Here is an 11,619-nt window from a genome sequence, read left to right as displayed (position 1 = left end):
TTGGGCTCCTCAGCGCGGGGTGAACGCGACGATGTCGGCGGGGAGCACCGCAGCGGTGGTAACCGGTGGTGAAGTCGCGTCCTCGGGTAGGTGCAGCCGCCAGTCCCCGCCTTGCCACAAGACGTGGGCGTTGTTGCGGGTGATGGAGTTGTCGGGGTGGATGCTGTAGATGTCGACGGCGGCGTCAGCGAGGGTGTAGTGGGCGATCACGTAGCCCGCGACTTTCGGTGCGCCGCTAGCGATCGGTGCTGTGATCGAAACCTGGGCGCGGGCGGTGGCCCAGCTGTCGCGGCCCGGTCCCTCGGCGAGCATGCGCTGGCCGACCGCGGGCCATTGGCTGTCGGTGGCGATCGACATCCGCACCGTCGAGTGGATCGCCGCCAGCGCCGCACCTACCGGTGAGCGGTCGAATCCGCTGGCTACCGGTCCGTCGATGCGCTCGGGGCCTTGGTCAGCGACTGGTAGGTCCACGCCTTGGAAGCTCTGCCAGCGCAATCCGGTTGGCGCGGTGACGGTTACGGTGGTGCTCGGCTGTGCGGATCCGTTGGTGTCCTGGCCACTGCACGCGAGCAGGCCCGCTACAGCGAGCGTTCCGGTGAACACGAGCAGTGCCACGACGCCGATCCGGTGTGTGCGGAAGGGGTTCACGGGGTCGGTCTCCTTCGATCGGTCAGGTGGGCAGGACGGTGATGGCGAGAGAGCTGGCCGACCCGAGCAGAGCCGCGCCCAGCAGTGCGCCGAGGAGTCCTTCGACGCTTTCTTCGCGGTACATGCGGATCGCGAGCAGCCCACCGACCCACACCGCGCGGGCGATGCACAGCAGCAGCACGAACCACATCAGATAGCCCAGCAGTTGAGTCAGCGGCGAAAGCACCTGCGCAGGAAGAGGTTTGGCGATCACACCGCGCCGCCGTGCTGTTGTTGGGTGCGGTAGGCGACCTCGAGCGCGGCCAGGATCGGCTCGCAGGCTTTGGCCGGCTCGGCGTAGGGCAAGGAATGTCCGGCGTCGGGGACGCTGTCGTAGTCGCCCCAGATCCGTTCGGCCAGATGCTGGGATCTGCTTGGTACGACGACCAGGTCGAGCTGCCCGGTCAGTACCCAGGACGGGACAGCCCGCAAGACGCTGGCTGCCTCGTCGGTCAGCGCGGCGCCGCTGTAGACGGCGAGGTCGGCGAGCATCGCGTCGAGGTTCTCGAGGCGCGTCGCGCCACCGATGGCGTCGAACGGGCTGCGGTGCGGCGTACGGTAGCGAAGCGGTGGCTCGAACAGATAGGTGGTCAGTTCCTCGAGCAGGTGACGCGCTGCGCGTTGGGAGCGCCTTGTCTTGGCGTGGATGTCAGGGGTTGGGCACCAGGGGAATTCGGGGCAGCCGTTGAAAAACACGATGCCCGCCAAGGCGCGGGCACGGCGTGGGTACTGCGCGGCCCATGCCTGCACCAGCAGCGATGCCACCGAGTGCGCGACCAGCACGACCGCTCCGTGAGCGTGGGCGAGAACCGTGTCGAGGTCATCGACCAGCGTCGGCAATATGGTTCGGCCCCCAGGGTCTGGATGCTCGGAAGTGCCGTGTGCGCGCTGGTCGTAGACGATCTGGGCGATGACGCCCTCGAGTCGCTGATGCAAGCACTCGGTCAGCGGCGTCCAGTAGGTGGAGTCGGTGAGCATTGCGTGGACATAGACCACGCTCGCCGGAGGATGCGCCGGGCCCAGGCGTGCAGCCGAGAGCCGCAGCCCGTCGGGGGCCGCGATGGTGAACGGACTCGCGTCGCGATGATGGGCCGAGCGATGTTCGTGCGCGGCGTTCGCCGCAGACACGAATCGGGTGTCGGCTCTCCAGGCACCGGGTGTGGCTGGCGACGGTTGGGGATGAATCGGGAAGTGGCGCATGGGTTATGCGCCTCCGGTGACGACGGCGTTCATGATCGTTCCGGCGCTGGTGGCGATGATGCCGCCGACCAGAGCGCCGAGGATGATCTTGGGGGACTCGACCGCGCCGCCGTGGAATCGCTCCCATCCGAATTTCCCACCGGCGTAGATCAGCGACGCGATCCCGGCGAGCATGACGATCCAGGACAGATAGTTGACGAGGTTGATCAACTTGTCCGCGCCCGGCGGCGCTATAGGGGTCGGTTTGATCTCTTGGGCGAGCACGGTGATCGCCTCGCCGACCGCGTAGGCGGTGGTCATGGCGTTTTCTCCGAATCAGGTTGTGCAGCAATCGAACGAGTGGCTGCGAGATGGGTGATGATCTGGGTTCCGACGCGGTGCACGTCAGCGGGGACCGCATCGCGCAGCCCTGATCGGCGCGGTGACGGTGGGTCGAATGGCATATACTCGGCGAGTTCGGTCAGTTCACAGACGACAAGTTCGTCGTGCCAGCCGATCTCGTAGACGTGGCCAACCAGCTCGGTGACCACAGCGCGATACCGGCGCACAACAGCGGGTACCTTTCCCGGACGAGCCGCAGTGAGTACCAGCCCGATCACCTCCACCCCGTCGGGTGTCAGTCCGGCGTGCCATTCGCGGAGCCGTTCGGCGGCTGCGGCGAGTCCGGGCATACACAGCCGGGCAGCGATGATGACGTGTTGGGTGGTGCGCGGTGACGCGGGCCAGGCCAGACCGGTGTCGGCCGCCGGTGCCCACCACCGCGCCAGCGTCGAGGTCCCGGCACCACCATGTGCGCCGAGCACAACGAACAGCGGTGGATGCGCACCCGTGGTCGGCAGCGGTGCCTCCCGCACTGGAGCCAACTGTTCTGGCGTGGTGATGGTGCCCGGGTCGAGACGGCGTCTTGGGTCGCGGTGGTCTCGGTGTAAGTGCAGCGGTGCGGCCATCGCTCAGCCCCGCTTCTGAATGTTGGTGATAACGACGCCGTCTGGGGCAGAGCCGACGTTGATCAACTGCAGGTAGTCGATACGCTGCCCATCGGGGTGCCGCTCGACCAGATGTACTTCCGCAGTGCCCTCTGCGATCGGGGTGATCGCGACACAGTGGGTGGTGCCGATCGGGATCGAGGCGATGCCCGCTGCCAGCCCCTCCACGGTGAGACCAGCCTCGGGGGCGACCAGCCCCAAGGCGGTTTCGGCGCTGCGCTGTCGGTAGTAGGCGTGCTCGAAAGCCGCGATCACCCCTGGCAGGCTGTGGGTGTCCCCAGCGGTGTCGGTGACGGTCTGCCCCGACAGCCCGGTGCATGCGCCACCGGGTGGTGAGGTCGTTGTCGGAGGGCTCGCGGTCGACGTGGGGATCACCGCTGTCGTGTCCGGACGGTCAGCGATCGAGCTGATTCCCACAGCGATCAGCGCGGCGGCCACACCGAGTGCGCCGGTAAGCCCGATCCACACCCGCCGCGGTATGCCCGCGCGAGTTCTGCCGCTGGCGAGTTGTGGCGGGTGCTGGCTGATCCACTGCCATTCGGTGCCGCGCTCAGGTTTCGCGTCACCGGTGGCGGGGGAGACGGGTTGCAGGGCAACAGGTTCGGCGCGATGCAACCACCCCCCGCCATGATCGGTGTCGATATCGGTTCCGGTGTTGGGCATCTCGGTTCTCACCTCCTTGATGTGGTTGGCAGGCAGGGCGGGCCCTTCGGGCGGGCGGCCAGGGGAGAATCAGCCGACAAGGTGTGGGTACGTCAGGCGGATTCGGGCTCCGCCCGAAGGGGTCTAGGGGCCGGTGCTCGACGTCGGGCCCGCTGGTGTCACGGCACTGGTGCTGGGGGTGGGTGGTGCGCTCGTCGAGCGGGTTACAGATTGTGGTGGGGCTGAGGCGATCCCGGTGGCGGCGAGGTCACGAGCCAGGGCGGTGAACCAGTCGGCGGTGGCACGCAGCGCTGAGCGCCCGGACTGTGTGGCGGCCACGGTTTGGTAGGAGCCGTGGCGGCCGGTGGTGTCGCTGTACTGCGCGGAGCTGGCCAGGGTGTAGAGCTCGCTGTGGTCGGTGATGGTGCTGGTGATCGCGTCGAAGGCTTGATTGATCCAGCGACTAGCGGTCTGTGGCGGTATCAACTCCACGACCGCCGCGGCCAGCTTGGTGCCCAACGCAGCGATCGCCGCCCACGGATTGGACATACCGACAGTCGCCAGCTCGGCAACCGTCGCCGGTGTGAACACCTTCTGCGCCACCGACACGACAGCCCCGAGCCCGATCGTGCCGAGCTTCATCAGTGCCGAGAGGGCATCGGCAGGTGCTGGTGGTGTGGCGGTCGGACTGGACGCTTCGGCCAGGCGTTGGCCGAGAGATTTGCTGGGTTGATAGGACAACTGATCGAGGCTCGTGCCGCTGAGGTCCTCGTTGACCACATTCACCGCGGTGGTGTAGACCGTCGCCGACAACGCCTGCGCGACAGTGGAAATCGCGGCGATCGGGTCTCGCATATCCGACCGTGCGGCGATGTTGGCCACCGTGGTGACCAGCGGGCTCCCGGCCGGTGCGTCGCACGTTGCATCGCCTGCGACACACAGATCCGCGACTCGCCCGACCAACGTTCCATACCCGCTCGACCCCGCCGAAGGGGCGATCCCGATACCGGTCAGCGCTGGATTGCTCAGCGTGATCGAGGCGACCTTCTCCCCCGTCGTACCGGGCGCCGCGGTGGGTGTGCTCGCCTGGGGCAGGCCGGGCAATACCGAGCTATTGGCCGTGCGAGTCGGGTTGGCCAGCAACGCAATTCCAGCGACTCGGTCCGCAGCGACTTGGGCGTTGCCGGTTCCGACTCGTTGGGCGAAGGTCGAGACCGCGGCTGCGCCCTGGGCGTAGCCGGCTACGGCGATCTTGGTGTTGGGACACCGTGTGACGACCTCGGCGGCCATGTGCTCTAGGCGCTCCGCGGCGGCGGTGACTGCGGCGTCATACGGCAGGGCCTTCCCGTCGGCCGCTTGGCCGTAGGGGACGTAGGCACGCTGCACGAGATCGCCCGCGGCAGCGGCCAGCGGACCGAAGACCTGGCCCAACGCCCCGGAGTCGCTGACAATCCCGGCCTCCGGCGCTCCCTCCTCGCTGCCCTGCACCCCCAGCGCATACAGGCTGGGGCACTTCGCGCCGAGCGGGACACCGTCATCGGCGTGCACCGTGCTGACACCGGCCACCGACACGACGACCGACATCAGTACCGTCGCGGCGGCGCACCGCAAAGTCCGAGTCCTGATAGTGCAGGGATGCATGGGATTTCACCTCGATCTGTGCTCGTTGTGGGGCCTGCCCGCACCCCGGGCTAGGGGTTCGCAGGTGCGGGCAGGCGATTCAGGTGGTCTGCGGCCGCGGTGGTTCCGGGCGCCTGCTGCGCTCGGGTCGCCGGGCCAGGTAGTTGGCCAGCTGCGCGATGGCTTCGGGAGCGCCGTCGGTGGCGGTGCCGCTGTGGCTGTTCGGGTATTCCCGCCAGCTCAAATCGACTCCGAGAGAGCGGTATTCGGCGAACAGATTGCGTCCCATCGCTACCGGCACTACGGCGTCTTCGGTGCCGTGGTAGAGGTGCACGGGTACCTCCGGGGTCGCGTAGCCGCTGGCCTCATTCGCCAGCACGTACCGCCAGATCGGGTCGTTCCAGGGATCGGTGCGTTCGCACCAGTGCCCCAGCGGCCGGTTGCGATAGGTGACCAGCAGAGCCGCCGCGTCGAGTTCTCGAGCATGCTCGACAGCGCGGTGTCCCTCGTCGGTGAGTAGATGGTCTACCGGCAGATGGGCATACGCGCGCGCCAGCCCGATCAGCCCGGCCAACGCCAGCCCTGACCACGGCCCGCCATCGATCTCACTGATCAGCGCCCCGGGATCGGTCACGACAGCACCGGCAGCGACCCCACGCAGATCCAGGTCCGGCGCATACCGCGGATGCTGCTCGGCAGCCCAAATCGCGGCGCGCCCACCATCGGCGTATCCCCACACCACGCACGGCGCGCTCGCAGAGTCCAGGTCCGGCAGCGTGCCCACCGCGCGGGCGATGTCAAGCACGGCGTGTGCGGCAGCACGACCGGCTAGGAACATGTGCGGTCCCAACCCGGTGATGCCCAAGCACTGCCCGTCGGGCACCGCGACCGTCCAGCCGCGCTCGAGTGCGCTGTCTATGAACCCGGATTCCGGTTCGGTCCCCTCCCCCGCAAGCAGCTGCGACGGAGCACACCGCCCGCCGAGACCGTGGAATTCCGTGCAGTACACCAGGATCGGGCTGGGGTCGGCGGTGTCTGGTCGGTCCGGTGTGATCACTATCCCCGACGCCGGGATGGGGCCGTTGGACGCGGTGCGGGTGGCGTAGACGAGCTGCCACGCACGCTTCGCGCCGGGCAGCCCCGGGGTGGCTACGCTGCGGCACCGCTGGATCTCCCCCGGCTGGGGGGTGAAGTCGATTTCGGGGATGCTGTAGAAATCATCGATGGTGGTGGGGTCGGTCATTATCGGCTCCCGGCGATGTCGTGGGCGAGGGCGACCATCCAGGCGATACCCGAGTTGAGTTGGCCGTTGATGGCGTAGTTGTTGTGTCGGGCGACGGTGTCGGCGTAGCGAACCCAGATCGCAGGATTGAGTAGGTCGGCGTTGTCGGCGACGAGCCCACCCCACGCCGTGCCGAGTTGGTCGACGAGCTTGGGAACCAACCCGATCGGGTTCGCCGCGACGGTGGCGGTGATCTCGCTCCACCGCGCGCCCGCCGCGCCGATCTGCTCCGGGTTCGGGCCGGGTTCACGGGGATCGGCAGCCTCGATCAACCGGGCAGCCAAACCCAACTGCGGGGCATAGTCGACATCGCCCGCGCGGACCTGAAAGTCATTGAGCACCACAGTCGTCCAGGCATCACCGATTGCAGCGGTGAGCAAGGTATTCAGTGATCCGATGGCGGCAACAGGGTCACGCAGGTCGGCTTGGGCGGCGATCTCGGCACCCACGCGCAGCAGCGCCGCCCGATCCGGTGCCGAACAAGCCAGGTCACCGTCGGTGCAGATGTCGGCAACACGACCTGTCAGTGCGCCGTAGCTGGTCGCGCCGTCGGCGATGCCGCCGCCACCGGCGGGCGGGTTGGAGATCTGCACCGCCGACACCGCCGCGCCGCTGGTACCAGGCGCGGGGTCGGGTCCTGTCTGGCCCGGGCGGCCGGGGAAGATCGGCGCGTCCGGTGCGCGGTCGGGATGGGCATACAGTGCGATGCCAGCGATACGATCCGGCGCGACCGGCCCGACGCCCGCGCCGACATCCCGAGCAAACAACGACATCGCCTGCGCACCTTGGGAATAGCCGATCCCGGCGATCATCGTGCTGGGGCAGGTCTCGGCGATCTGGGAGGCAGCAGCGTCGAGCTGGGTACGGGCATCGGTCACCGACACCACATACGGGTCAGGCCCACCACCGGGGACCGCGCCACCGAACCCAGCGCCGTAGGGAATGTAGCTGCGCTGCACCAGACCGGGAGCGGCCGAAAGTACCGGCGCGATGAGCGCGCCAACGACTCCGGTGTCAGCGAGCAGGTCTGCGGTTGGCGAGGATTGCCCGGTGCCCTGGACGCCGAGCAAATACAGCGCGGGGCACCCGGATAGCGGCACGGCCTCAGCTGATCCGGGGGCAGTAGTGACCCCGGCCAAGCCCAGCATGGCAGCGGCGGCTACCGCCGCGGCAAGGACACATGCGCGGTTGTTCGCCTCTGCGGTCATGGTTGCCCGACTCCGACTCCAGCGCCGAACCCGGCACCAACCGTGCCCGCAGCGACCGCACCGACGACAGCGGCAGGGATACCGGCCGCGGCGGCACCCACGAACGCACCGGCCGCGGCGCCAAGCGCTGTTCCGGCCACGCCGGATGTCACCGTGCCGATGATCGGTACCGCCACAACGGTGCCGAGCGCGGCTCCGGCGATTCCGCCGATGCTGCCGCCGATCAGGCCACCGACCACTGCTCCAGCAGCAGCTACCGGCGCTCCCACGATCGCGGCGCCTGCGGCGCCACCGATTCCGGCACCAGCCAGGGTGGCGCCGCTGACACGGTCCGACCGTCCAGCTGGGATGCCGATCGAGTCCAACGCGGTCGCGACCTGAGCTTCGGCACCAGCGGCAGTGTCGTTGATGACATCCGCCCATTCCGCAGGCAGCCAGTCCGGGCGCGGGGTCTGCCACTGCCCGATACGAATCGTGTTCTCCGGCGGCTCAATCGGTGCTACTGGGGCTACGGGCGCGGGCAGATGCAATTCGTCGATCCGTATCGGCTCCACCGGCTCCTCCGGCGGTGGAGCTGGACGCGGGGTCGCCTCATTCCGGATCTCTGGCGGCTGCGAGTAGTACACCGGCGGCGCTGGCTGCGGCGGCGCTGGTTCAGGCTCCGGCGAAGGCGGCGGCAGGGTGGCTGTGCCGGGCTGCGCGGGGCTGGTGACACCGGGCTGGTCGGCGATTGCGACGAGACCCTCGACGGCACTGGCTGTCCCCGCACAGGTGGCCAGCACTATAGCCGCGGGTATCCCACCCGCGAGGATGACACGGCTGCCTCGGCCGATGCTGCTGCACAAATGATTTCGCCCTTGCACAGCACCTGCTTCAATTCGGTGATCAGGTATGCGGTGGCAGGGAATTCTGGTGGATTCGGGCATGCCAAATAACCCTTCGTCGTGAAGGCGGGGAATAGTGATTTACGACCCCGAATGCGCGGGGCGGATGCTGTTCGAGGTGCCTCCCAGCAGCGAATACTCTTCTGGGAGGCGGCTTCTCAACTCTTGCGTGTCAGATGAAGGGGGCGATGAGCGCCAGCGCCTGTGCTGCTACGGACAGGCCACTCGACAGTAGCGACAGAGCGTAATTCGCCCATCCGAGTATCACGTAGGGATCCATCTTTTTCCTTTCGAACGGCGTGGACTTGCATGTCCATCAAAAGCCTTGAAAGACAGAGAAATCCAGAGCTCGAACGCACCTAGATTGCGTTAACGCGCGCTGCGTAAAACTGCAAAGGGCTTCTAAGCGCAGCGTTTGCCAAAGGTTTTACGCAGCAAGCGTCAACACAAATTTCGAGACGGTTGGGGCGCCGAGTCCTCTAGCCTTCCTCCGTGACGTCATCTTCGTTGTGTGCCGAGCGAACCTCCTGGCGATGCGGCGCCTGCACACCGGCATGCACTGGCTGGCACTACGTGAGATTGAGCACATGTCGTCGCGCTACCCATGGCGAGCGAGACCGATGCGGTCGATGACTCGGAGTCTGAGTTCGAAAATGCTGTTCTGAAGGCCGCACCTGCGGACACCAGCGTCGTCGCCAGTAGCGACTCCAGCACGGCGACGGTGCCGACGTACCCGCCAGACCGAATTATGTTTCAGCACTGGCACTTTGGTGTACTTTTGGATGACTTCCATATGTCGCTAGGGGGCAACGGGGCCGCGTCTAGGTGGCTGGTTGGTCGGCAACATGGATCGGAGCAGTGTTATGCATGTCCATCATCTGGACGCTGGAGGTACCAGGCCTTTCGGTGGGCGGTTGATCGATGGTCGTCCGGGCGTTCTGCGGAGGGCCGTGGGGGCGTGCCACTGCCTGCTGATCGAGCATGCGACGGGATTGGCGTTGGTGGACACCGGCTACGGGGAGCAGGCCATGGTTCGACCTGATGTTTGGGTGGGCCAGAAGCTTGTCCGCCGGACCAACCCACTGCTCGACAACCCAATTGCCAAACAGGTAGAGGCACTGGGGTTCGCGCGCACCGATGTTCGCGACATCATCGTGACGCATTTGGACTTGGATCATGCGGGGGGTCTTGCGGACTTTCCGGCAGCGATCGTCCACGTCCACCAAGCCGAGCTCGATGCTGCGACAGGGAGCCGGCAGATGCGGTACCGGCCCATACAGTTCGAGCACGGACCCAAGTGGAACACCTACGCCGACTCCGACAGTAGCGACGAGAATTGGCTCGGATTCAGGGCGGTGCGCGAGTTGACAGGGCTGCCGCAAGGAATCCTGATGATCCCGTTGGCAGGACATACACGCGGGCATGTCGGGGTTGCGGTCGACACCGGAAAGGGGTGGTTTCTCCACGCTGGAGACGCCTACTCCTATCACGGCCAGATGGCGAACAATCCGTCCATGCCACTGGGGGCCCGCATATTTCAGTGGTCTGTTGACACTCAACGCCAGCAACGGGTCGACAATCAGAAGCGACTCCGGGAACTGGTACGCGATCATCGAGACGAGGTAACCGTCTTCTCGTCGCACTGCGCGTCCGAGTTCCAGCGATTGAGTACCGCAACCCGTTGATATAGCTGAAGGTACCGACGAAAGTTCACCGTTGCGCTCCCCATGCACGAGCAGCATCCTGCACTGCGCGCTAAGAAATTAACGATCCCTGGCCATTCCCCCAGACCCCGGTGCGCGGTTGCGGCAACTTGATCGGACCGCCGGTGCGGCGGCCAACACGAACACAAACCTCGGATGTTCGCTTCTCGCACAAGGACTGCTGGACATCTGCGCTACAGATAGCGCTACACCGCCATGGCTAGTGGACCGTCGACTGAGGTCAGGTGGTAGACCCACCACGGTCTAAATGGCAGCTCACTGGCATCGATAGACACCCACATCTGGTACTCCTCACCGGTATCGGCGTCCCTGATGACTGAGTACTCGAGAGACCGGGCCGGTGTCGCCAAGCTTTTCGGTAGTTCGGAATTCCAGAAGTCATCCCACTCCGGCACGTGGCGACAAGCATCGACGACGGCGTCGACTTCATGTTGTGGCACGATCCCCCGCGACATGAGCTTGAGTCCTTGTGTCATCAAGTGCGTCTCGAACCTCCAATTCACCAGCACCCGGCGAGCAATCGGCTCGTTCACCATCCACTCGATGATGTTGCGGCCCGGCGTCAATCCAGGAAATGCCTTGAGGTACTTACTATTTGCGGCCTTCACCCTGAACAGAGGCACCTCCTGAAGGCATGCCGGCCCCGGGTACGCCTCCAGAATCCGCAAATCCCGGGGCAGCAATGGGGCATCCACACCAAGGTGCGACGGTATGAGGTTGGTACGCGTGAGAGCCAGAATCGTTCGTCCCCACCAAACCGGTAGAGCCAAAGCTCCAACAATGGCTTCGAACGACTCGATGCTCAACGAACGCGTGCCGTTCTCGACCTTCTTGATCTGATCACCACTCAGGCCGACAAGACTGCCAAGGTCTTCGGGTCGATCCAGCCCGATCTCTATCCGGCGCGCTCTCAACCATTGCCCGACGGCCTTAGACATCTCTTCCAAAGTTCTTCTCCCCCTCGCGGATAGCCCCAGGACACGTTGTCCCCGTAGTGATCTTGACGGTCACCGCCCGGATGTCAAGACTCGGTCCATGGACCTCAAAACGAACCGCTCAGCCTACCTGAGTCCTCCCCACGACGGAAGGCAGCCGACAGACGAGGAGCTACCCCTGACTCGACACTCCCGTCACCACGGGCCCAACAAGCCCAGATACACACCGCAACAACATCTCCCGACCCTACCCACCACATTGCGCCTAATCCGAGATCACCTGCGACTATCCCGCGTCACCGCCCACGCACGACACGGGATCAGCCCCTCCTACCTCAGCCAAATCGAGCGTGGCGAACGCACCCCATCCATCGAGACACTCGAAATGATCATCGCCGGTTACAAATTCACACCGGTTCTGGCGCGTCACCTATGGGACCTACGGACTCCC

Annotated in this window: 12 protein-coding genes and 1 pseudogene; 2 read left to right on the top strand and 11 right to left on the bottom strand. The window is 65.9% G+C overall.

Annotated features, from left to right (window positions below):
* Nucleotides 1-9: 9 nt before the first annotated feature.
* The 10 genes from ACIBI6_RS39840 to ACIBI6_RS39795 form a co-directional block, all read right to left on the bottom strand.
* A complete protein-coding gene (locus ACIBI6_RS39840; protein ID WP_396960293.1) occupies nt 10-648 on the bottom strand; it encodes a hypothetical protein in 639 nt (212 codons plus the stop codon).
* 22 nt (nt 649-670) lie between these two features.
* Nucleotides 671-901 (bottom strand): hypothetical protein, encoded by a 231-nt coding sequence (locus ACIBI6_RS39835; protein ID WP_396960291.1) that lies wholly within the window; start codon nt 899-901, stop codon nt 671-673.
* Nucleotides 898-1,815 (bottom strand): alpha/beta fold hydrolase, encoded by a 918-nt coding sequence (locus ACIBI6_RS39830; protein ID WP_396960289.1) that lies wholly within the window; start codon nt 1,813-1,815, stop codon nt 898-900. The genes ACIBI6_RS39835 and ACIBI6_RS39830 overlap by 4 nt, the downstream gene beginning before the upstream one ends.
* A gap of 75 nt (nt 1,816-1,890) precedes the next feature.
* On the bottom strand, nt 1,891-2,187 hold the full coding sequence (locus ACIBI6_RS39825) for a hypothetical protein (RefSeq protein WP_327100330.1): 297 nt from the start codon (nt 2,185-2,187) through the stop codon (nt 1,891-1,893).
* On the bottom strand, nt 2,184-2,741 hold the full coding sequence (locus ACIBI6_RS39820) for a hypothetical protein (protein ID WP_396960286.1): 558 nt from the start codon (nt 2,739-2,741) through the stop codon (nt 2,184-2,186). Before ACIBI6_RS39820 ends, ACIBI6_RS39825 begins: the two co-directional genes overlap by 4 nt.
* Before the next feature lie 96 nt (nt 2,742-2,837).
* A complete protein-coding gene (locus ACIBI6_RS39815) occupies nt 2,838-3,536 on the bottom strand; it encodes a hypothetical protein (protein ID WP_396960284.1) in 699 nt (232 codons plus the stop codon).
* Nucleotides 3,537-3,659: 123 nt separating this feature from the next.
* Entirely contained in the window at nt 3,660-5,156 is a 1,497-nt protein-coding gene (locus tag ACIBI6_RS39810) for a cutinase family protein (protein WP_396960282.1), read from the bottom strand.
* A 79-nt stretch (nt 5,157-5,235) separates the two neighbouring features.
* Entirely contained in the window at nt 5,236-6,378 is a 1,143-nt protein-coding gene (locus ACIBI6_RS39805; protein WP_396960280.1) for a lipase family protein, read from the bottom strand.
* Nucleotides 6,378-7,625, bottom strand: a complete 1,248-nt coding sequence (locus ACIBI6_RS39800) for a cutinase family protein (RefSeq protein ID WP_396960278.1) — start codon at nt 7,623-7,625, stop codon at nt 6,378-6,380. The genes ACIBI6_RS39805 and ACIBI6_RS39800 overlap by 1 nt, the downstream gene beginning before the upstream one ends.
* Nucleotides 7,622-8,179: a hypothetical protein gene (locus ACIBI6_RS39795; protein ID WP_396960276.1), complete on the bottom strand. Its 558-nt coding sequence runs from the start codon at nt 8,177-8,179 to the stop codon at nt 7,622-7,624. Before ACIBI6_RS39795 ends, ACIBI6_RS39800 begins: the two co-directional genes overlap by 4 nt.
* Before the next feature lie 1,244 nt (nt 8,180-9,423).
* Between ACIBI6_RS39795 and ACIBI6_RS39790 the strand changes: the two genes are divergently transcribed.
* Nucleotides 9,424-10,194: an MBL fold metallo-hydrolase gene (locus ACIBI6_RS39790; RefSeq protein WP_327100337.1), complete on the top strand. Its 771-nt coding sequence runs from the start codon at nt 9,424-9,426 to the stop codon at nt 10,192-10,194.
* 224 nt (nt 10,195-10,418) lie between these two features.
* On the opposite strand, the gene ACIBI6_RS39785 is transcribed toward ACIBI6_RS39790, so the two are convergent.
* On the bottom strand, nt 10,419-11,180 hold the full coding sequence (locus ACIBI6_RS39785; RefSeq protein ID WP_396960273.1) for a helix-turn-helix domain-containing protein: 762 nt from the start codon (nt 11,178-11,180) through the stop codon (nt 10,419-10,421).
* Nucleotides 11,181-11,268: 88 nt separating this feature from the next.
* Between ACIBI6_RS39785 and ACIBI6_RS39780 the strand changes: the two are divergent.
* Nucleotides 11,269-11,589, top strand: a pseudogene (locus ACIBI6_RS39780) (helix-turn-helix domain-containing protein); the annotation flags it as partial.
* Nucleotides 11,590-11,619: the final 30 nt, after the last annotated feature.

The organism is Nocardia sp. NPDC050412 (genome assembly GCF_044458825.1).
Taxonomy (GTDB): domain Bacteria; phylum Actinomycetota; class Actinomycetes; order Mycobacteriales; family Mycobacteriaceae; genus Nocardia.
Note: the sequence above shows the minus strand (reverse complement) of the source record. Positions and strands in the feature narration are given on the sequence as shown.